Source organism: Acidovorax temperans, from assembly GCF_006716905.1.
Classification (GTDB): Bacteria; Pseudomonadota; Gammaproteobacteria; order Burkholderiales; family Burkholderiaceae_C; genus Acidovorax; species Acidovorax temperans.
In genome coordinates, this window is sequence record NZ_VFPV01000001.1 from 1,244,625 (window position 1) to 1,264,537 (window position 19,913).

At 56.5% G+C, this 19,913-nt stretch carries 20 protein-coding genes and 1 tRNA gene; 9 read left to right on the plus strand and 12 right to left on the minus strand.

The window, feature by feature from the left end:
- Nucleotides 1–66 precede the first annotated feature (66 nt).
- Complete coding sequence (locus tag BDD18_RS06010) at nucleotides 67–759, plus strand: RNA pyrophosphohydrolase (protein WP_044400148.1); 693 nt, start codon at nucleotides 67–69, stop codon at nucleotides 757–759.
- 193 nt (nucleotides 760–952) lie between these two features.
- Here BDD18_RS06010 and proB read toward each other — a convergent pair whose 3' ends face one another.
- The 4 genes from proB to rplU form a co-directional block, all read right to left on the minus strand.
- The gene (proB, locus tag BDD18_RS06015; RefSeq protein ID WP_142081913.1) at nucleotides 953–2,092 is read right to left on the minus strand and encodes a glutamate 5-kinase; all 1,140 of its coding nucleotides are present in this window, start codon (nucleotides 2,090–2,092) and stop codon (nucleotides 953–955) included.
- Nucleotides 2,093–2,158: 66 nt separating this feature from the next.
- Nucleotides 2,159–3,229: an Obg family GTPase CgtA gene (gene cgtA / locus BDD18_RS06020; protein ID WP_142081915.1), complete on the minus strand. Its 1,071-nt coding sequence runs from the start codon at nucleotides 3,227–3,229 to the stop codon at nucleotides 2,159–2,161.
- A gap of 250 nt (nucleotides 3,230–3,479) precedes the next feature.
- On the minus strand, nucleotides 3,480–3,737 hold the full coding sequence (gene rpmA, locus BDD18_RS06025; RefSeq protein WP_044400157.1) for a 50S ribosomal protein L27: 258 nt from the start codon (nucleotides 3,735–3,737) through the stop codon (nucleotides 3,480–3,482).
- A 15-nt stretch (nucleotides 3,738–3,752) separates the two neighbouring features.
- The gene (gene rplU / locus BDD18_RS06030; protein WP_010462012.1) at nucleotides 3,753–4,064 is read right to left on the minus strand and encodes a 50S ribosomal protein L21; all 312 of its coding nucleotides are present in this window, start codon (nucleotides 4,062–4,064) and stop codon (nucleotides 3,753–3,755) included.
- Nucleotides 4,065–4,271: 207 nt separating this feature from the next.
- Here rplU and BDD18_RS06035 point away from each other — a divergent pair, with 207 nt between their 5' ends.
- The 7 genes from BDD18_RS06035 to BDD18_RS06065 all read left to right on the plus strand — a co-directional run bounded on the left by BDD18_RS06035 (nucleotide 4,272) and on the right by BDD18_RS06065 (nucleotide 11,513).
- The gene (locus BDD18_RS06035; protein WP_066783642.1) at nucleotides 4,272–5,201 is read left to right on the plus strand and encodes a polyprenyl synthetase family protein; all 930 of its coding nucleotides are present in this window, start codon (nucleotides 4,272–4,274) and stop codon (nucleotides 5,199–5,201) included.
- A 710-nt stretch (nucleotides 5,202–5,911) separates the two neighbouring features.
- Nucleotides 5,912–7,645, plus strand: coding sequence for a type IV-A pilus assembly ATPase PilB (pilB, locus tag BDD18_RS06040; RefSeq protein WP_082758983.1), 1,734 nt, complete (start codon nucleotides 5,912–5,914; stop codon nucleotides 7,643–7,645).
- A gap of 28 nt (nucleotides 7,646–7,673) precedes the next feature.
- The gene (locus BDD18_RS06045; protein ID WP_066783615.1) at nucleotides 7,674–8,891 is read left to right on the plus strand and encodes a type II secretion system F family protein; all 1,218 of its coding nucleotides are present in this window, start codon (nucleotides 7,674–7,676) and stop codon (nucleotides 8,889–8,891) included.
- Entirely contained in the window at nucleotides 8,891–9,775 is an 885-nt protein-coding gene (locus tag BDD18_RS06050) for a prepilin peptidase (RefSeq protein ID WP_142081917.1), read from the plus strand. Before BDD18_RS06045 ends, BDD18_RS06050 begins: the two co-directional genes overlap by 1 nt.
- Nucleotides 9,776–10,390 carry a dephospho-CoA kinase gene (gene coaE / locus BDD18_RS06055; protein WP_142081919.1) on the plus strand — a complete coding sequence of 205 codons (615 nt, stop codon included), beginning with the start codon at nucleotides 9,776–9,778 and terminating at the stop codon, nucleotides 10,388–10,390.
- Nucleotides 10,391–10,479: 89 nt separating this feature from the next.
- On the plus strand, nucleotides 10,480–11,235 hold the full coding sequence (zapD, locus tag BDD18_RS06060) for a cell division protein ZapD (protein WP_066783621.1): 756 nt from the start codon (nucleotides 10,480–10,482) through the stop codon (nucleotides 11,233–11,235).
- Nucleotides 11,236–11,279: 44 nt separating this feature from the next.
- Nucleotides 11,280–11,513 (plus strand): DNA gyrase inhibitor YacG, encoded by a 234-nt coding sequence (locus BDD18_RS06065; protein ID WP_066697910.1) that lies wholly within the window; start codon nucleotides 11,280–11,282, stop codon nucleotides 11,511–11,513.
- A gap of 63 nt (nucleotides 11,514–11,576) precedes the next feature.
- Here BDD18_RS06065 and mutT read toward each other — a convergent pair whose 3' ends face one another.
- From mutT to BDD18_RS06090, 5 genes are all read right to left on the minus strand, one after another.
- A complete protein-coding gene (gene mutT, locus BDD18_RS06070; protein ID WP_142081921.1) occupies nucleotides 11,577–11,984 on the minus strand; it encodes an 8-oxo-dGTP diphosphatase MutT in 408 nt (135 codons plus the stop codon).
- 45 nt (nucleotides 11,985–12,029) lie between these two features.
- Nucleotides 12,030–12,896, minus strand: coding sequence for an ATP-binding protein (locus BDD18_RS06075; protein WP_066783624.1), 867 nt, complete (start codon nucleotides 12,894–12,896; stop codon nucleotides 12,030–12,032).
- A 55-nt stretch (nucleotides 12,897–12,951) separates the two neighbouring features.
- A complete protein-coding gene (gene argJ, locus BDD18_RS06080; protein WP_066783630.1) occupies nucleotides 12,952–14,181 on the minus strand; it encodes a bifunctional glutamate N-acetyltransferase/amino-acid acetyltransferase ArgJ in 1,230 nt (409 codons plus the stop codon).
- A 97-nt stretch (nucleotides 14,182–14,278) separates the two neighbouring features.
- Nucleotides 14,279–17,038: a preprotein translocase subunit SecA gene (gene secA, locus BDD18_RS06085; protein WP_066697856.1), complete on the minus strand. Its 2,760-nt coding sequence runs from the start codon at nucleotides 17,036–17,038 to the stop codon at nucleotides 14,279–14,281.
- A gap of 129 nt (nucleotides 17,039–17,167) precedes the next feature.
- Nucleotides 17,168–18,151 (minus strand): M23 family metallopeptidase, encoded by a 984-nt coding sequence (locus BDD18_RS06090; protein WP_066783631.1) that lies wholly within the window; start codon nucleotides 18,149–18,151, stop codon nucleotides 17,168–17,170.
- Nucleotides 18,152–18,183: 32 nt separating this feature from the next.
- Here BDD18_RS06090 and BDD18_RS06095 point away from each other — a divergent pair, with 32 nt between their 5' ends.
- On the plus strand, nucleotides 18,184–18,492 hold the full coding sequence (locus BDD18_RS06095) for a hypothetical protein (protein WP_044400193.1): 309 nt from the start codon (nucleotides 18,184–18,186) through the stop codon (nucleotides 18,490–18,492).
- Nucleotides 18,493–18,526: 34 nt separating this feature from the next.
- Here BDD18_RS06095 and BDD18_RS06100 read toward each other — a convergent pair.
- The 3 genes from BDD18_RS06100 to BDD18_RS06110 form a co-directional block, all read right to left on the minus strand.
- Nucleotides 18,527–18,602 (minus strand) — tRNA-Thr (locus tag BDD18_RS06100).
- A gap of 49 nt (nucleotides 18,603–18,651) precedes the next feature.
- On the minus strand, nucleotides 18,652–19,170 hold the full coding sequence (locus BDD18_RS06105) for a ClpXP protease specificity-enhancing factor (protein WP_066783632.1): 519 nt from the start codon (nucleotides 19,168–19,170) through the stop codon (nucleotides 18,652–18,654).
- 41 nt (nucleotides 19,171–19,211) lie between these two features.
- The gene (locus tag BDD18_RS06110; protein ID WP_044400199.1) at nucleotides 19,212–19,823 is read right to left on the minus strand and encodes a glutathione S-transferase N-terminal domain-containing protein; all 612 of its coding nucleotides are present in this window, start codon (nucleotides 19,821–19,823) and stop codon (nucleotides 19,212–19,214) included.
- Nucleotides 19,824–19,913: the final 90 nt, after the last annotated feature.

Below are 19,913 nucleotides of genomic sequence, written 5' to 3' on the forward strand. Positions count from 1 at the left end.
TGGTCCTCTTGCCGGGCGCATGGCACCGTGCATAATGGACGCAGTTTAAAAATTTGGGGTTCGATTATGCTTGACCGGGACGGCTTTCGGCCGAACGTCGGCATCATCCTGCTCAACCAAAAGAACCAAGTGTTCTGGGGCAAGCGGATCCGCACCCACAGTTGGCAATTTCCGCAGGGCGGCATTGACCGGGGCGAGACCCCCGAACAGGCCATGTTCCGGGAATTGCACGAAGAGGTAGGATTATTGCCCAACCACGTCCGCTTGGTCGCCCGCACAAGGGATTGGTTGCGCTATGAGGTGCCTGACCGGTATATCCGCCGCGATGCACGCGGTCACTACAAAGGCCAGAAACAAATCTGGTATCTGCTGCAACTGGTCGGTCACGACTGGGACTTGAACCTGCGCGCCACCAACCACCCGGAGTTCGACGCCTGGCGTTGGAACGACTACTGGGTGCCTCTCGACGTGGTTGTTGAGTTCAAGCGTGGCGTCTATGAAATGGCGTTGACGGAGCTGGCCAGGTACTTGCCGCGGCAAGACCAGCGCAACCGGTATTTGCGCAGCGGAATGCGTGCTCGCGATGGGGAACACGCACATGGCAACGCACATGCAGCGCCCGCGCTGCGCACCGGATCCATGCTGCTCCACCCCGCGATGGAACTCCCCCCTGGGGCGAGCTTCGATCCAGACCCACAAAACAGCCTGGCGGTGGAGGCAGCTCACTCAGCCACCAAGCCAGAAGCAGGAAGCACTTAGCGAAGCGGCAACCCACCGGAACGCAATCATCAAAAAGCCGATGCCAGAGCAAACTCCGGCATCGGCTTTTTTCATGCGAATGATTTGGATCGGTTAATAACTCAGCGAGGCCGAACTCGACAGGCGCTCGGGAGCAACCAGAGCAGAAACCATCAGGCGAGACAACGGTTCCCCGGAGCTTCGTTGGCTGCTTTTAAGGAACCGACAACACCAAGTTGTCCCTGTGAACCATCTCGGTTTCAGCCGTGTAGCCGAGCAGCTTTTCAAACTCAGACGAAGGCTTGCGACATAACAAGCGCGCCTCTGCGGCAGCATAGTTGGCCAACCCACGGGCAATCTCCGCTCCGGCTTCGTCACGCACTGCAATGACGTCACCCCGCGAGAAATCTCCTTCGACCGCAGTCATTCCGATCGGCAGCAGGCTTTTGCCCTCTTCCCTCAGTTTGGCGGCAGCACCGGCATCAACAGTCACAGCACCACGCAACTGCAGGTGATCGGCCATCCATTGCTTGCGCGCCTGCTTTTTCTGCGTTTGCGCGATCAGCAAGGTGCCCAGTGCCTGGCCATCCACCAATCGCACCAGCACATCCGGCTCTCGCCCCCACGCAATCACAGTGGATGCACCGGAACCGGCTGCACGCTTGGCAGCCAGGATCTTGGTAATCATGCCGCCCTTGCCGATACTGGACCCAGCCCCACCTGCCATGGCTTCCAGCGCAGGATCGCCCGCATTGGCCTCGTGCACGAACTGCGCAGCCGGATCACGACGCGGGTCTGCGGTGTACAAGCCCTTCTGGTCGGTCAGGATCACTAGAGCATCCGCCTCGACCAGATTGGCAACCAAGGCACCCAGGGTGTCGTTGTCGCCAAACTTGATTTCGTCGGTCACGACCGTGTCGTTCTCATTGATCACAGGCACCACCCCCAAACGCAGCAGCGTCAACAGGGTGGAACGCGCATTCAAATAGCGCTCACGATCAGCCAAGTCGGCATGGGTGAGGAGCACCTGGGCGCTGCCCATACCTTGCTCCCGCAACTTGGTTTCATACATCTGGGCCAACCCCATTTGGCCCACCGCAGCAGCCGCTTGCAGTTCGTGAATCTCTTGCGGGCGGGTCGCCCACCCCAACCGCTTCATACCCTCAGCAATAGCCCCACTGGAGACCATGACCACTTCGCGCGGCACGCCTCCATCCCCTCGCACCAACGCCGCCAACTGGCGGCTCCATTCACCAATGGCGGCCTCGTCCAGGCCACGCCCTTCGTTTGTCACCAGACTGGAACCCACCTTGACCACGATGCGGCGGGCATCTCGCAATACGCTAGAAACCATGTTAAGGGTCTTTTTATGAGTAGACGCTTATGCAGCAAGCGCCAGCAGCTACTATTTTTATAGCAATTAAAGAGGCGTGTCACCGACAAAGCGTGGATCCACTTCCACAGGGGCGTTTTCCACCCTCTGCTCGCTTTGTACATGACGGTAGATGGCATGGATCAGTGCCTCGCAGCCCTCACGGGTCAGCGCTGAAATTTCAAACACCGGCCCCTTCCATTTGAAGCGCTTCACGAAATCCTTGACCCGCGCTTCGCGCTCCTCTACGGGCACCATGTCGAGCTTGTTCAACACCAGCCAGCGGGGCTTTTCATACAGTTGGGTGTCGTATTTTTTGAGCTCGCCCACAATGGCCTTGGCCTGCGCCACAGGATCAATGGCGTCGTCAAACGGGGCCATATCCACGATGTGCAGTAACAGGCGCGTTCTCTGCAAATGGCGCAGAAACTGGTGACCCAGACCCGCGCCTTCGGAGGCGCCTTCAATCAAGCCAGGGATATCCGCCACCACAAAGCTCTGCTCCGGCCCCACCCGCACGACGCCCAAATTGGGGTGCAGTGTGGTGAAGGGGTAGTCAGCAATCTTGGGGCGAGCATTGGACACCGCCGTGATGAACGTCGACTTGCCCGCATTGGGCATGCCCAGCAGGCCGACGTCAGCCAGCACCTTGAGTTCCAGCTTGAGGTTCTTGCGTTCACCCGGCCAGCCTGGCGTTTTTTGACGCGGGGCACGGTTGATAGCGCTCTTGAAGCGCAAGTTTCCGAAGCCACCATCGCCTCCTTTGGCGATGGTGATGACCTCTCCGGGGGTGAGCAGTTCATACAGCACCTCGCCCGTCTCGGCATCAGAAATGATGGTCCCCACCGGCATTTTCAGCGTGATGTCTTCACCAGCGGCACCAAACATGTCGGAGCCCATTCCATGCTCACCGCGCTTGGCTTCGTGACGACGGGAGTATCGAAAATCCACCAAAGTGTTCAGATTCGGGTCTGCCACGGCAAACACATGCCCCCCACGCCCGCCATCCCCACCATTGGGCCCACCGAATTCCTTGTATTTTTCGTGGCGAAAAGACACGCAGCCATTGCCGCCATCACCTGCGGCAATGTCAATATAGGCTTCGTCGACGAACTTCATGGGGTATCCAATTTACAAAAGAGGCGCGAAAGGCAGACGGTGATTTCTCATCGGCATCTGGAGTGACTAGAACTTCACTCCACCAACGAACCCCACCTGCGCTCACCCGGAGTCAGAAATGCTCAGCACTTCAGACCACTAACGGCCTGCTCTGGCCGAAAAATCCACATATTGCCAGAACCAGCAACCGCAGAACATAAACGACAAAGCCCCGGCAATGCGGGGCTTTGGATTCAACCAGAGGCAAACCTCAGGCTGGAGTCACATTGACAGTGTGCTTGGACAGTGCGCCCTTGGTGCCGAACGACACGTGGCCGTCAACCAAAGCAAACAGGGTGTGGTCCTTGCCCACGCCGACGTTGTTGCCGGGGTGGAAGCGTGTACCGCGCTGACGCACGATGATGGAACCAGCGCTGATCAATTCACCGCCGAAGGCCTTGACACCCAGCATCTTTGGCTTGGAATCACGACCGTTTCGCGTAGAGCCGCCGCCTTTTTTCTGTGCCATGACATCGACTCCTTATTAGGCAGCAATCGCACCGATTTGCAGCTCAGTGAACTGCTGGCGATGGCCTTGGCGTTTCTGATAGTGCTTGCGACGGCGCATCTTGAAGATGTGCACTTTGTCGTGCTTGCCGTGTGCCACGACGGTGGCTTTCACGGTTGCGCCGGACACCAGGGGCGTACCGATCTTGAGTTCAGCGCCGTTACCGACTGCCAACACTTGATCGATCACAATTTCCTGGCCTACGTCCGCAGCAATCTGTTCTACTTTAATTTTTTCGCCGGAAGCAACGCGATACTGCTTGCCGCCGGTTTTTATGACCGCGTACATGTGAACCTCTTGAATTGAGTTCCGCAAACCAATTTTTGCAGAGCCGCAGATTATGCCACAGCACCCCAAAAAAGGCTAGCTCAACGCCGAGGAGGCACTCCTGACCAACGCTTCATTCCTATAATCCGGGGAACTTTGGTAGCCGCTATCTTGACTGATCACCTCTCCTCCACAGCCTCCTCGCCCCTCTCGCTAATCGCAGAGGACATGCGTGAAGTTGATATCGTCATCGGGCAACGCCTGACATCCACAGTCCCGCTGGTAGGCCAGGTCGCCCAATACATCATTGCAGCAGGCGGCAAACGACTGCGCCCAGCCCTTTTGCTCATGGTGTGCGGAGCATTGAACTACCAAGGCTCACATCGCCACACCTTGGCAGCTGTGGTTGAGCTCATCCACACGGCAACCCTGCTGCATGATGACGTGGTCGACGCATCCACGCTGCGCAGAGGCAGAGCCACAGCCAACGAAACGTTTGGCAACCCAGCCAGTGTTCTGGTTGGAGATTTTCTCCACTCCCGTTCCTTCCAAATGATGGTTGAGACAGGCAGCATGAGGGTGATGGAAATCCTTTCAGAGGCCACCAACATCATCGCCGAGGGCGAAGTCCTGCAATTGATGAACATGCACGACGCCTCCTTGAGCGAAGCGGATTACCTCAAAGTGATTCGCTCCAAAACCGCAAAGCTTTTTGAAGCCAGCGCGCGACTGGGAGCCGTACTGGCAAGCTCACCACCCGCCATCGAGGAAGCATGCGCCACCTATGGACAAGCACTGGGCACCGCATTCCAGATCATTGACGATGTTCTCGATTACGCTGGGAATGCAGTCGAAATGGGCAAGAATTTGGGCGATGATCTGCGAGAGGGGAAAGCCACCTTGCCTCTGATCGCCGCCATGGAGCGCGGCACCCCTCAGCAAGCGGCCGTGATTCGCAGCGCGATTGAACAGGGCTCCACAGAGGAACTGGCAAAAATCATCGAAATCGTCCAGCAAACAGGCGCGCTTGAGATTGCAAGGTCTGCTGCAACCCAAGAAGCAAACCGCGCGATAGACGCCATTAGGCTACTTCCGGCGACCGAATTTGCTGCCGCAATGCGAGTGCTCGCCAATCAGCTGACAGACAGGCGAACTTAGCGCTACGCAAGTCTAGTCACACACGCATAAGCCAACACGTCAAAGAAACTTTAGACTGAGGCTGACTTCCACGGTTGTGCGAGTTTAAAGACTTGAAACGAATTGCCGCGAGGCCGTGCCTTGCGTAATCGATGAGAACTTGACGCATCACAGATGGAACCCGTCCGCGCAAATTGTACAAATGCAGCTGCAGATTGAGCGCAATAAACCAGCAATCGCTCAAAGCCAGATGCCACGGCAGGCAAGCATCCACACACCGAAGCAAGCATCTCCGTCAATTCGGAGCATTCAACAAACGGGCTGAGTTCAAGGCGGAACATGGTGCGCGAACAACCATCTTTGCAATCTGACAGAGATATTTCAGCAAGATTCCTTGGCAAAATTTGGGACACGGCACCAGATTGATGAAGAGTTGGGGAAGATCCCCGCCAGATCCTTAGACACAACCTCAACTGCGCATGGATTGCAGTACCAAGTCGAAATTGTCAACATCGAAACAACCCGTCAGACGTTTGAATTACTGGCGTAGCACTTGAATTTGCATGCGCAGAATATACCGAACTGTCACTCGCAGAACACGAGACATCGGGTCAATCGAAAAGTGATTAAACCAACGTTGCAACCGTGCCAGCCTCCTTACGGGCTGTACAGCGCGGAGGGGATGGGCGATGATAGGATGCCCTGCTGTCCCATAACGTACCAACGGCTAAATGGCTACCGCTGATATTGCCCCCAAAGACGCTTCTGCAATCGCTCTTCCCGGCCTGGGAAGGGCCTTAATGTCTGCGGGCAAGCTTACGCAGAAAGCAGCGGAGGAAATTTACCAAAAGTCACAAATTAGCCGAACAAGCTTTATTGCCGAACTGACGGGGTCGGGGGTGGTGTCGGCAGCCGACTTGGCACATACGGTATCTGCAGTTTTTGGAGCTCCACTACTGGATTTGGAAGCCATTGACCCTCTGCGATTACCGAAAGATTTATTGGATGCCAAGATTTGCCAAGCCTACAAAGTCGTAGTACTAAGCAAACGTAGCAACCGCTTGATTGTTGCGACGGCGGACCCAACAGACCAAGAGGCGGCAGAAAAAATCAAGTTCACCACCCAGATGGGCGTGGATTGGATTATCGCAGAATATGACAAACTGAATCGCCTAGTGGAGGCCACAACCAAGTCCGCCTCCGAGTCCATGGAAAGCCTGACCAGTGGCGATTTTGAATTTGATGAATCAGTTGCCGAAGAAACTCCCGAGGTTATAGATTCAGGAGCCAACGAGGTTGAAGATGCCCCCGTTGTTAAGTTTCTTCATAAGATGCTTTTGGATGCTTTTAATATGCGGGCATCTGATTTGCATTTTGAACCTTACGAGCATCAATACCGAGTGCGTTTTCGTATTGACGGTGAGCTGAAAGAAATTTCATCCCCTCCTATCGCAATTAAAGATAAGCTAGCTTCACGCATCAAGGTCATATCCAGAATGGATATTTCAGAAAAGCGAGTCCCTCAAGATGGACGAATGAAGCTCAAGGTAGGCCCAGATCGGGTTATTGACTTTCGGGTGAGTACGCTGCCTACTTTGTTTGGCGAAAAAATTGTAATTCGTATTCTTGACCCCAGCAGTGCAAAGCTTGGCATTGATGCTTTGGGGTATGAACCCGAAGAGAAAGAGCGACTATTACACGCGATTGGTCGACCATATGGCATGATTCTTGTCACGGGACCTACAGGCTCAGGTAAAACCGTATCTTTGTATACCTGCCTGAATCTATTAAACAAGCCAAGTGTAAATATTGCTACCGCGGAAGATCCTTCTGAAATCAATCTACCCGGTGTTAACCAAGTTAATGTCAACGAAAAGGCTGGACTTACGTTTGCCGTCGCACTGAAATCATTTTTACGCCAAGATCCCGACATCATCATGGTGGGGGAAATTCGAGATTTGGAGACAGCTGATATTTCCATCAAAGCGGCACAAACGGGTCACTTGGTGCTATCCACACTCCACACCAATGATGCCCCAACTACACTGACACGCATGCGGAATATGGGCATCGCCCCGTTCAATATTGCATCCAGTGTGATTCTTATCACTGCTCAGCGTTTGGCAAGACGCCTATGTCCAGCCTGTAAAGCCCCAGCAGATGTTCCTCACGAGACACTCGTGGAAGCGGGATACCGCGAAGAAGATTTAGACGGATCCTGGGTAACCTACAGAGCTGTCGGATGCCCCGCATGCAACAACGGCTACAAAGGGCGCGTGGGGATCTACCAAGTCATGCCAATTTCAGAGGAAATTCAGCGCATTATTCTGCGTGATGGCAGCGCACTCGAAATAGCAGAACAAGCGCGGAACGAAGGAGTACGCTCCTTGAGAGAGTCCGGTTTACACAAAGCTCGGCTTGGGCTCACTTCCCTCGAAGAAGTGCTTGCCGTGACTAACGAATAATAAAATTCAGACACACAGGGAAAAATCTATGGCCACGGCAGCATCGAGAGACATCAAGGAATTTGTCTTTGAATGGGAGGGAAAAGATCGTGCAGGTAAAGTGGTGCGCGGAGAAATCCGGGCTGTAGGCGAAAATCAAGTCCAAGCGACACTTCGCCGTCAAGGAGTTTTCCCTACAAAAATAAAGAAGCGACGCACCCGCTCGGGGAAAAAGATCAAGCCTAAAGACATAGCGCTTTTTACTCGACAACTGGCAACAATGATGAAAGCTGGAGTTCCATTGCTTCAGTCTTTTGACATCGTTGGCCGAGGCAATACAAACGCAAGCGTTACAAAGCTTCTTAATGACATTCGCTCGGATGTTGAAACGGGAACATCTTTGAACGCAGCGTTTCGCAAGCACCCCATGTATTTTGATAGTCTCTACTGCAATCTAGTAGAGGCAGGAGAGGCAGCAGGTATTTTAGAAGCATTACTTGATCGCCTAGCCACTTATATGGAGAAAACAGAGGCGATCAAGTCGAAAATCAAATCGGCTCTAATGTACCCAGCCTCCGTCATCATTGTTGCTTTTGTAGTCGTAACAGTGATCATGATATTTGTTATTCCAGCATTCAAAGAGGTATTTACCTCTTTTGGAGCCGACCTACCCGCACCAACACTTTTCGTGATGGGAATCAGCGAAGTTTTCGTGAAATGGTGGTGGCTCATTTTTTCAATAATTGGCGGCGGATTTTATTTTTTCTTTCAAGCATGGAAAAGAAATGAAAAGATGCAGAAATTCATGGATCGATTTTTATTAAAAATGCCCATTTTTGGGGCACTGATCGATAAATCTTGTGTTGCACGATGGACACGTACATTGGCAACCATGTTTGCAGCAGGCGTTCCACTGGTTGAAGCACTAGATTCGGTAGGAGGCGCATCAGGCAACTCTGTCTATGCAACAGCGACAGAAAAAATTCAGCAGGAAGTATCTACAGGCACCAGCCTCACCGTAGCTATGGACAACGCGAAGATATTTCCGTCGATGGTCATTCAAATGTGTGCTATCGGTGAAGAGTCCGGATCCATTGATCACATGCTGGGGAAGGCTGCTGATTTTTACGAAGCGGAAGTTGACGAGATGGTTGCAGGCCTCTCCAGTCTGATGGAACCCATCATTATTGTTTTTCTCGGCTCTTTGATTGGCGGAATCGTAGTCTCCATGTACCTCCCCATTTTCAAATTGGGTCAGGTGGTTTAATGGATATCGCTGTGTTGCCTGCCGCTGGGTTGGCGGGTTTTCTAGGATTGCTCATAGGTAGTTTTTTGAATGTCGTAATTTACCGATTGCCCAAGATGATGGAACGTCAATGGGCGGCGGAAATTACCGCTTATCAGGCAGAAAAAGAGAACAGCCCATCAAGAACAGAAGAGCCGCCCCCCGCGGAAGCGTCCTTCAATCTCATGGTTCCTCGGTCAGCGTGTCCGGCATGCGGGCACCAGGTTGCTTGGTACGAAAACATCCCTGTCGTCAGTTACCTGTTTCTGCGCGGTAAGTGTTCAGGTTGCGCGACGCGGATCAGTGCGCGGTATCCGCTGGTGGAACTTTTGACCGGGGCACTTTTCTTTTTTTGCGTGCATCGCTGGGGTCCCACCCCCACAGGATTGGCTTGGTGTGGTTTTTCAGCGGTTTTGATTGCGCTTGCTTTCATTGATTGGGACACCACGTTGCTGCCTGATGATTTGACCTTGCCACTCTTGTGGGCGGGTCTGCTGGCTGCCGCGTTGCAGTGGATTCAGGTGCCGTTGTTCTCTTCCGTGATGGGGGCTGCGGCTGGCTACCTGTCCTTGTGGCTTGTCTATTGGGGCTTCAAGTTGGCCACGGGCAAGGAGGGGATGGGGTACGGCGACTTCAAACTGTTTGCCGCTTTGGGCGCCTGGTTTGGCTGGGAGGCCTTGGTCCCGATCATCCTGATGTCCTCCGTGATTGGGGCGATTGTCGGTATTGGGCTCAAAGTTTTCAGCAGCTTGCGCGAGGGGGGCTACATTCCTTTCGGACCGTTCCTGGTAAGTGCTGGGCTGACCGCAATGATCGCGAGCCCCAAGGTGATGCTGGATACGGTGTTGCGGACGTTTGGGCTGTAAATGCGCGGGCGCGCCTCAAGAATTGGCCTTACTGGGGGCATCGGCAGCGGCAAGTCCACTTTTGGAGCGTTGCTCCAGAAGCGCGGCGCAGCCCTCGTGGATTCCGATCAAATCGCCAGACAAGTCACCGGGCCCGGGGGCGCAGCCATCGCCGCGATTGTTCAGCGCTTTGGACCTGAGTTCGTGGACGATACGGGGGCGCTTGACCGAGGGCGGATGCGAGAGTTGGCGTACTCGGCACCTGATGCACGCACAGCGTTGGAAGCCATCGTTCACCCGCTGGTGTCCTTGCACAGCAGCCAGCAAGCACAGGCGGCAGAAGATGCGGGAACGCGGGTCATTGTGTTTGACGTCCCGTTGCTGGTGGAGTCTGGCCGTTGGGTGCAGCGGCTGGATGCGGTGATCGTGATCGATTGCCCGCCCGCTTTGCAGATTCAGCGTGTGATGAGCCGAAGTGGTCTGAACCGGAGCACTGTCGAGGCGATTTTGGCTGCCCAATCTCCCCGCAACATTCGGCGCGCATCGGCCGATATCGTGGTTCACAATGGTGATAATTGCACGCTGGCCGATCTTCACAAGATGGCGGAACAAGTAGCCACCCGGTTGGGGCTATGATGTTCCTCAATGCATAAAAGCACCTGCCGGTTGGCGTTTTCAAGCCTTCGGCGCCAGGCCCAACCCACTGCGCCCAGGAACCTGCCAGCGTGATCCTTTACGAATACCCTTTCAACGAACGACTCAGGACATACCTCCGCCTGGAGCAATTGTTCCGGCGGCTTGGAGAGTTGATTCCCAGGGCCCATCCCCTGGACCACCATTACGCACTGGTCACCATGTTTGAAATCATGGATGTGGCGGCCAGAGCCGATCTGAAATCAGATGTTCTCAAGGACATCGAAAAGCACAAGCACCAGCTGGATGGCTACCGTGGCAATCCATCCATTTCCGAAGCGGCCCTGGATGCGGTGATTGCACAGCTGGACCGTTGCTTTGCTGCGCTGAACAGCCAATCAGGCAAGGCGGGCCATGCTCTCACCGAGAACGACTGGCTGATGAGCATTCGCAGCCGCGTAGGCATCCCCGGCGGTACTTGCGGGTTTGACCTGCCTGCGTACTACGCATGGCAACACAAAGATGCCGCTTACCGGCAAGAGGCTCTTCAAGGCTGGGCATCGACGTTGGCCCCACTGGCCGAGTCGATCTATGTGCTGCTCAAACTCCTGCGTGACTCTGGCGTGCCCCAAAAGGTGGCGGCCGAACGGGGTCAGTTCCAGCAAAACCTGCCCGCAGGCCGCACGTTTCAACTGCTGCGGCTGCGCATTGATCCCTATTGCGGACTGATTCCTGAAATCAGCGGCAACCGCCTGATTGTCTCCGTGCGCCTGATGAAGCAAGAGGCGGATGGGCGACTGCACGCCTGCACCGACGATGCGGCGTTTGAACTGACGTTGTGCGCTTGATTCCAGGCTTTCCGCCGCGCAAGCCTCTATTGAAGAAGTCCAACATGGCATCCAGCAAAACCCATAACGAACCGTCAGGCCAAGGAGCGGCCCGCACCGTGGTGTGCCCGACCTGCGGTGGAGATAGCGTTTACAGCCCTGCCAACCGCTACCGGCCGTTTTGCAGTGAGCGCTGCAAGCAAATCGATTTGGGCGCCTGGGCCAGTGAAGACTTCCGCATGCCCGCAGAAGCGCCTCCGGCAGACGCTCAGTACGGCGACCCGCGCCTGGAGCATTGATACATTAAATGTGGTGCTAGCGCTTATCTAGCAAGCGCCAGCAGCTACAAAATCAGGAGCAAATCAAGCAAGCTGCTCCTGCTCCAGCCAATCGAGAACAGGGTAGGCTCCTGGCAACACGGGCTCCACGGTGAGGGGAAACGTCTGCCAAGCCATGGATTGGCCTTCGCGCATTTCAAACTGACCGCTCCACTCCCGAACCTTGCACCAGTGCAAGCGCACCAGGGCATGAGGGTAGTCGTGCTCGGTCACCTTCCAGACGCTGGCGGAGGCAATGGTGATGCCCAGCTCCTCTTCCAGTTCACGGCGCAGCGCCTGCTCTACGGTCTCACCCGCTTCCAGCTTGCCCCCCGGAAATTCCCAGTACCCTGCGTACGGCTTGCCCGGTGGGCGGGTGGACAGCAGCATGGCGCCATCTTCACGCAACAGAATGCCGACGGCGACCTCGGTGTGCTTGCGGGGTTCAGCCATGGCAGAGCCCTCCACGTTGGATGAGCCTCCTAACGCAGCCAAGCCTCATAGCCGCCCCGCGTAGTCGCGTGCGAACTGGTAGGCCACCCGCCCGCTGCGCGAGCCGCGCTCCAGCGCCCACACCAGCGCCTCAGGTCGTGCCGCTTCAATCGCCGATGCGGGCACACCAAGGGATGCAAGCCACTGGGCCACGATGGTCAGGTACTCATCCTGGCTGAAGGGGTAGAAGCTCACCCACAGGCCAAAGCGTTCCGACAGCGAAATCTTCTCTTCCACCACCTCACCCGGGTGCACTTCACCATCGTCCGTGTGGGTGTAGGTGCGGTTTTCCGACATGTATTCGGGCAAGAGGTGGCGCCGGTTACTGGTGGCATAGATCAGCACGTTGGGGGTGGCGGCAGCCACCGAACCGTCCAGAATGGACTTGAGTGTCTTGTAGCCCGGCTCGCCATCTTCAAAGCTCAGGTCATCGCAGAAGATGATGAACTTCTCAGGGCGGTCAGAGACGACATCGACGATATCCGGCAGGTCCGTCAAGTCGGCCTTGTCCACTTCAATCAGGCGCAGGCCCTGACCTGCGTAGGCATTCAGGCAGGCCTTGATGAGGGAGGACTTGCCTGTGCCACGGGCACCCGTCAGCAGCACATTGTTGGCGGTTTTGCCTTGCACAAACTGCAGCGTATTGCGCTCGATCTTTTCCTTCTGGCCATCGATCTCTTTCAGATCAGCCAACTGCATGGACGCCACATGGCGCACAGGTTCCAGCGTGCCGTGGCCGCTGCTGCGCTTGCGGTAGCGCCAGGCGATGGACTGCGACCAATCGGGCGCACCCAAGGGCTGGGGCAGCACCGATTCGATGCGGGCGATGAGCTGCTCGGCCCGCTCCATCAAGCGTTCAAATTTTTCATTCATTTTGGCACCCAGCGCTTTACCATCAAGCGCAAGCAGCTATAAATTCAATAGCAAATCAAGACCGGTAGTCGGCGTTGATCGTCACGTAGTCGTGGCTGAAGTCGCAGGTCCACACGGTGTCCGAGGCATCACCACGGCCCAGTGCCACGCGCACGGTGATCTCGCTTTGCTTCATCACACGCTGGCCATCCTCTTCTCGGTAGGCGGGGTTGCGCCCACCGCTCACGGCCACGTGCACATCGTCCAGGTACAGGTCGATCCGTGTCTGGTCCAGGTCGGCAATGCCGGCATAGCCCACCGCCGCCAGAATGCGGCCCAGGTTTGGGTCGCTGGCGTAGAAGGCTGTCTTCACCAGGGGCGAGTGGGCAATCGCATAGGCCACCTGGCGGCACTCTTCACCAGTCTTGCCGCCCTCCACGCGCACAGTGATGAACTTGGTTGCACCCTCGCCGTCGCGCACGATGGCCTGGGCCAGCTTTTGCGCCACATCCAGCATGGCTGCCAGCAGGGCCTGCCCTTCGGTGCTGTCCAGCGAAGTGATGGGGGCGTGGGCTGCCTTATTGGTCGCCACCACCACGAAAGAATCGTTGGTCGAGGTGTCGCCATCGATCGTCACGCGGTTGAACGACCGGTCTGCCAGATGGCGTGCCAGTTGCTGCACTACCGATGCGTCCACACAGGCATCGGTGGCCAAAAAGCCCAGCATGGTCGCCATGTTGGGGCGGATCATGCCCGCGCCCTTGCTGATGCCCGTGATGGACACGGTGGCACCACCGACCTGGGCCTGGGCGCTGAACGCCTTGGGCAGGGTGTCCGTGGTCATGATGCCTTCGGCGGCGCGCGCCCAGTGGTCCGCCTGCGCATCGGCCAACGCGGCGGGCAAACCGGCCTCGATGCGGTCGGTGGGCAAGGACTCCATGATCACGCCAGTGGAAAAAGGCAGCACCTGCTCGGGCGCCACGTTCAGCAAGCCCGCCAGGGCCTGGCATGTAGAGCGCGCACGCGCCAAGCCATCGGCCCCCGTGCCGGCGTTGGCGTTGCCAGTGTTGATGACCATGGCGCGCACACCTTTGCCTGCGGCCAGATGCTCGCGGCTCACTTGCACCGGCGCTGCGCAAAAGCGGTTTTGCGTGAAGACGCCAGCCACGCTGGCCCCTTCGTCCAGCAAAAACACCGTGAGGTCCTTGCGATTGGCCTTGCGGACGCCCGCTTCGGTCACGCCAATACGAACACCTGCGATGGGATGCAGGTCAGCCGCCACAGGGGCCAGAAGATTTACAGGCATAGAGTGCTCTTTCAAGAAAACTGCGGACGATTATGCGCAAAGACGAGGGTACAAATGAAAACACGGGCCGCAGCCCGTGTTGGAATCTAACCAGCCATCAGGCCAGCTTGCCGTGGCACTGCTTGTATTTTTTGCCACTGCCGCAGGGGCAGGGATCATTGCGCCCCACGCGCATGCCTTCAAAGGCTGTGGTGTCGATACCGCCACCGGCGTCACCAGAAGTGGTTTCGGCCTCGCCAGTTTCGGTGGGTGCGGTGTAGGTCACGTTGGTGATGTGCTCAGCGCGGGCCTCCAGCTGCTGTGCCGCCTCATCCAGCTGGGCAGAGGACTGCACTTGCACCGTCATCAAGATCTTGGTGACTTCGTTCTTGACGTGATCGATCAACTGACGGAACAGCTCAAACGCTTCGCGCTTGTATTCCTGCTTGGGCTGCTTCTGGGCGTAGCCACGCAGATGGATGCCCTGGCGCAGATAGTCCAGTGCGCTCAGGTGGTCACGCCAGTTAGAGTCAAAGCTTTGCAGCAGCACTGCACGCTCGAACTGCGTGAAGTTCTCACGCCCCACTTGTGCCACCTTGGCTTCAAAAGCGGCATGCGCCAGCTTGACAACATGCTCCAGAATTTCCTCGTCGGTGATGGACTCGGACTGGCTCACCCATGCCTGCAACTGCACGGGAACCTGCCATTCGTCGTTGAGGATTTTCTCCAGCGAAGCCAGGTCCCACTGCTCTTCCACTGACTCGGCAGGCACATACTGGCGCACCAGGTCTGTCATGCAGTCCTCGCGCATCGCGGCAATCACATCCGTCAAATCCGACGAATCGAGGATGTCGTTGCGCTGCTGGTAGATCACCTTGCGCTGGTCATTGGCTACGTCGTCGTATTCCAGCAGTTGCTTGCGGATGTCGAAATTGCGGGCCTCGACCTTGCGCTGGGCGGATTCAATGCTGCGCGTCACGATGCCGGCTTCGATGGCTTCGCCATCGGGCATCTTCAGGCGGTCCATGATGGCCTTGACGCGATCGCCCGCGAAAATGCGCATCAGCGAGTCATCCAGGCTCAGGTAGAAACGTGAAGAGCCTGGGTCGCCCTGGCGGCCGGAACGGCCACGCAACTGGTTGTCGATACGGCGAGACTCATGGCGCTCCGTCGCAATGATGCGCAGACCGCCCAGTGCCTTGACCTTTTCGTGGTCAGCCTTCCACTGTTCGCGCAGCGCTGCCACCTTGGCGGCACGCTCGGATTCGGACAGGGACTCGTCGGCTTCGATGGCTGCCACATCCTTCTCGATGTTGCCACCCAGCACGATGTCGGTACCACGCCCAGCCATGTTGGTGGCAATGGTGATCATGCCCTCGCGACCCGCCTGGGCCACGATATCGGCCTCGCGCGCGTGCTGCTTGGCATTGAGCACCTGGTGCGGCAGGCCCTCCTTGTTCAGCAGCTGGTCGATGATTTCGGAGTTCTCGATCGACGTGGTGCCCACCAGCACGGGCTGGCCGCGCTCGTGGCACTCGCGAATATCCTTGATCGCGGCTTCATACTTCTCGCGCGTGGTCTTGTAGACGCGGTCGAGCTGGTCGTCTCGCTTGCTGGGCCGGTTGGGTGGGATGACCACGGTTTCGAGGCCGTAGATTTCCTGGAACTCATACGCTTCGGTATCGGCCGTGCCCGTCATGCCAGCCAGCTTGTTGTACAAGCGGAAGTAGTTCTGGAATGTGATCGAAGCCAGGGTCTGGTTTTCAGCCTGGATGTTCACACCTTCCTTGGCCTCTACTGCCTGGTGCAAGCCATCGCTCCAGCGACGGCCCGACATGAGGCGGCCGGTGAATTCGTCCACGATCACGATTTCGCCGTTCTGCACAACGTAGTGCTGATCGCGGTGATAAAGGTGGTGGGCACGCAGGGCTGCGTACAGGTGGTGCATCAAAGTGATGTTGGCCGGGTCGTAAACCGAAGCACCCTCGGCGATCAGGCCATGGCTGGCCAGAATACGCTCTGCAGACTCGTGCCCTTGCTCGGTCAGGAAGACTTGGTGCGCCTTCTCATCAACGGTGAAGTCTCCGGGCTTGATGACCCCTTCGCCCGTGCGCGGATCGGCTTCCCCTTCCTGGCGCACCAGCAGCGGAACCACCTTGTTCATGGCAATGTAAATTGCCGTGTGGTCTTCTGCCTGACCACTGATGATCAGTGGAGTGCGTGCCTCGTCGATCAGGATGGAGTCCACCTCGTCCACGATGGCGTAATTCAGCCCTTGCTGCACACGGTCACGGGCTTCGTAGACCATGTTGTCACGCAGGTAATCGAAGCCGTATTCGTTGTTGGTGCCGTAGGTGATGTCAGCGCGATACGCGGCTTGCTTTTCCTCGCGCGGCATGTTGGGCAGGTTGATACCCACCGTCAAACCCAGGAAGTTATAGAGGCGGCCCATCCACTGGGCATCGCGATTGGCAAGATAGTCATTCACGGTGACTACGTGCACGCCCTTGCCAGACAGCGCATTGAGGTACACCGGCAGCGTTGCGGTCAGGGTTTTGCCCTCACCCGTGCGCATTTCCGAAATCTTTCCATGGTGCAGTGCCATGCCCCCGAGCATCTGCACATCGAAGTGGCGCATTTTCATGATGCGCTTGGAACCCTCACGCACCACAGCAAAGGCTTCGGGGAGGATCGAATCAAGAGACTCGCCCTTGGCTACGCGATCCTTGAACTCCTGGGTTTTGGCGCGCAACGCGTCGTCCGAAAGCTTCTCATATTCGGGCTCCATGCTGTTGATGCGAGCAACCACTTTGCGGTATTGCTTGAGAAGCCGGTCATTTCGGCTGCCGAAAATTTTGGTGAGGAAATTGGTTGCCATGCGAACAGGTCCGCTCGACACGCTTCAACAACGCTGTCGAACGACCGAAATCCCTAATAAGAATTGAATGCAGGTGGGCTCTTTGCGTGCAAATGCAAGCATTCCGCGGAGAACCCAGGACGGTGGATTTTACCTGCCTACAGGAGGCGCGTTTTGCTGGGCTACCAGGGGGGTTCTGGAGATCGCCGCGACGGTATCTGCAGCCTTGCCAGAACCTGCATTGAAGAATTTTTGAGGATCCTGAAATACCCCTTGAACGAGCACTTCAAAATGCAGGTGGGGTCCCGTAGAACGCCCGGTGCTACCCACCTCTGCGATCTTCTGCCCACGCTTGACCAGATCACCCTGCTTTACCAGAGTGCGGGACGCATGGGCATAGCGTGTCACCAACTGGTTGCCATGATCCAATTCGATCATGTTCCCATAAGCCGGGTGAAACTCTTGAGCAATCACCACCCCACCAGCAGCTGCCAGGATGGGGGTACCAGTATCCGCCTGAAAATCAAGCCCTGTATGCAGCGCCGACTGGCCGGTGAATGGATCCAGCCGCCACCCAAACGCAGACCCGGCCGTGCGCCCTGTCACCGGGGCATGCGTGGGTACCATTTTCTTGCGGATGTGCTGATCAAATAAACGGGACTCAGCTACCGTCATCCAGTCAGATCGCTGGCCAGCCACCCTCTCCAGATCATCCAGGGTGGCTTGCAGCTCTTCCAACGACAAATTCCGCGCCCCGACCAGCGCACCGCCGCGGCCATCGGCCTTGGGAACCTCTGATGCGGGCAAGCCTGCCAAGCCCATGACGCGCTCGCCCAGGGATTCCAGCTGAACCATACGGGCCTGCATCTCGCCCACGCGCTTGGCCATGGCATCAAGGTTGGCGCGCATGAACTTGTCGCGCTCATCGAACTCGTCTTTGGCAACCAGTTTGACCAGCGCGCCAAACACGGGCCAACCCTCCCGCGCTCCCTTCACAAAAACCCAGTGATAGAGCGAAGCAGCAACCAGCAAGAATCCGAGCGCGAGCATGCAACCCACCAGAGCCAGCCGAGCACCCGACAGGTGCAAGGAGCGGGTGCGGGCTCCGCGAGCGTCCGTGATAATCAAATGCACAAAAACATCTCCCTGCCATAGAGGCACCACCCATGAACCGCCGCCACTATGCCATCACACTGCAGCAAGCCAGCGCAGAATCACCCACGCTGGCCATGCTGACCGCACTGACCAAAGACTCTAGCGAAAGGCTGAAGGCCATTGAGCCGCTGCTCCCAGCGGGCCTGCGCGACACCGTACGTGCAGGGCCTATCGAGGGTGCAACCTGGTGCCTTCTGGTCAAAAGCAACTCAGCAGCAGCCAAGCTGCGGCAAATACTGCCTGCACTGCAGGCTCATTTGCGAATCAAGGGGTGGGAGGTTAACTCTATTCGCCTGAAAGTTCAAACGGACTTGCGCTGAACTGACGAAATGAAGAGAAAAAGGAAAAGAAATTTGGTGCCGGTTGTCGGAATCGAACTGACGACCTACCGCTTACAAGGCGGGTGCTCTACCAACTGAGCTAAACCGGCGAAGCACGCATTCTATACCGAAAAAAACGAGCTCCAAAACAAAACTGGCTTATTTCACCCGTTTGAGTGAAGGACGGCCGCCCGCAGGCCCAGGGGTGGGCTTAGGCGGTTCATCATCACCCACATCAACGGCCGGAACCAACTGAACAACGCGATCCTCAACAGACGCACCCGACTCGACAACATCGGCCACAGGGGCCACAGGGGCCAACACAGCCGATGATGAAGGGGCTGCCACCAAACTGTCCACCGGTGGAGGGAAAGCCATGCCCTGTCCATTTTCACGCGCATAGATGGCAATCACACGCCCGACAGGAACCAGGATATCGCGGGGCTTGCCGCCAAACCGGGCTTTGAATTCGATGAAATCATTACCCAGCTGCAGCGAGCTGGTTGCGTCGAAACTGATGTTCAACACGATCTCACCATCGTGAACAAACTCGCGCGGCACCTGCACTGAATCATCCACACGCACCGCGACATAAGGCGTAAAACCATTGTCAGTGCACCACTCGTACAGAGCGCGAATCAAATACGGTCGTGTGGAGGTCGATTCCTGGGCGTTCATGGGGTGTCCAGCAGTTCAGTGGGTTAGCAAAGGCTTCGCACTTACTTGCGCATGACCTTTTCGGAGGGGGTCAATGCTTCGATATAGGCAGGACGCGAGAAGATGCGCTCTGCGTACTTCAGCAAAGGTGCAGCGTTCTTGCTCAATTCAATACCGTAGTAGTCGAGGCGCCACAGCAGCGGAGCAATGGCCACATCCAGCATGGAGAAGTTGTCGCCCAGCATGTACTTGTTCTTGAGGAACACGGGCGCGAGCTGGGTCAGACGATCACGGATATGAGCCCGGGCCTTCTCCAGCGCTTTTTCGTTGCCCTTTGTGGCGCGAGACTCCAGCGTGTTCACGTGAACGAACAGCTCTTTCTCGAAATTCAGCAAGAACAGACGCACACGTGCACGATCAACCGGGTCGCCAGGCATCAGCTGAGGATGAGGAAAGCGCTCATCAATGTATTCGTTGATGATGTTCGACTCATACAGAATCAGATCACGCTCCACCAGAATAGGCACTTGCCCATAAGGGTTCATGACGCTGATATCTTCCGGCTTGTTGTACAGATCCACATCGCGGATTTCAAAATCCATGCCCTTTTCAAACAGGACAAAACGGCAGCGGTGGGAAAAGGGACAAGTCGTTCCCGAATAAAGCACCATCATGGTGGGAGGCTCCTAAAAATCAAAAGAGTGGGAAGCACCAAAGCGCCCACTCTATAAAAAATCTGACGACCTCTCACCCAAGAGAAGTCG

Excerpts from the sequence above, each read along its gene's own strand:
- pilB (WP_082758983.1), top strand. The coding sequence starts at position 5,912 with ATGGCTACCGCTGATATTGCCCCCAAAGACGCTTCTGCAATCGCTCTT.
- BDD18_RS06105 (WP_066783632.1), bottom strand. The coding sequence starts at position 19,170 with ATGAACGCCCAGGAATCGACCTCCACACGACCGTATTTGATTCGCGCT.
- rpmA (WP_044400157.1), bottom strand. The coding sequence starts at position 3,737 with ATGGCACAGAAAAAAGGCGGCGGCTCTACGCGAAACGGTCGTGATTCC.
- argJ (WP_066783630.1), bottom strand. The coding sequence starts at position 14,181 with ATGCCTGTAAATCTTCTGGCCCCTGTGGCGGCTGACCTGCATCCCATC.
- BDD18_RS06095 (WP_044400193.1), top strand. The coding sequence starts at position 18,184 with ATGAACCGCCGCCACTATGCCATCACACTGCAGCAAGCCAGCGCAGAA.
- coaE (WP_142081919.1), top strand. The coding sequence starts at position 9,776 with ATGCGCGGGCGCGCCTCAAGAATTGGCCTTACTGGGGGCATCGGCAGC.
- BDD18_RS06045 (WP_066783615.1), top strand. The coding sequence starts at position 7,674 with ATGGCCACGGCAGCATCGAGAGACATCAAGGAATTTGTCTTTGAATGG.
- BDD18_RS06050 (WP_142081917.1), top strand. The coding sequence starts at position 8,891 with ATGGATATCGCTGTGTTGCCTGCCGCTGGGTTGGCGGGTTTTCTAGGA.
- BDD18_RS06065 (WP_066697910.1), top strand. The coding sequence starts at position 11,280 with ATGGCATCCAGCAAAACCCATAACGAACCGTCAGGCCAAGGAGCGGCC.
- mutT (WP_142081921.1), bottom strand. The coding sequence starts at position 11,984 with ATGGCTGAACCCCGCAAGCACACCGAGGTCGCCGTCGGCATTCTGTTG.
- BDD18_RS06035 (WP_066783642.1), top strand. The coding sequence starts at position 4,272 with ATGCGTGAAGTTGATATCGTCATCGGGCAACGCCTGACATCCACAGTC.
- BDD18_RS06110 (WP_044400199.1), bottom strand. The coding sequence starts at position 19,823 with ATGATGGTGCTTTATTCGGGAACGACTTGTCCCTTTTCCCACCGCTGC.
- BDD18_RS06010 (WP_044400148.1), top strand. The coding sequence starts at position 67 with ATGCTTGACCGGGACGGCTTTCGGCCGAACGTCGGCATCATCCTGCTC.
- proB (WP_142081913.1), bottom strand. The coding sequence starts at position 2,092 with ATGGTTTCTAGCGTATTGCGAGATGCCCGCCGCATCGTGGTCAAGGTG.
- rplU (WP_010462012.1), bottom strand. The coding sequence starts at position 4,064 with ATGTACGCGGTCATAAAAACCGGCGGCAAGCAGTATCGCGTTGCTTCC.
- BDD18_RS06075 (WP_066783624.1), bottom strand. The coding sequence starts at position 12,896 with ATGAATGAAAAATTTGAACGCTTGATGGAGCGGGCCGAGCAGCTCATC.
- secA (WP_066697856.1), bottom strand. The coding sequence starts at position 17,038 with ATGGCAACCAATTTCCTCACCAAAATTTTCGGCAGCCGAAATGACCGG.
- cgtA (WP_142081915.1), bottom strand. The coding sequence starts at position 3,229 with ATGAAGTTCGTCGACGAAGCCTATATTGACATTGCCGCAGGTGATGGC.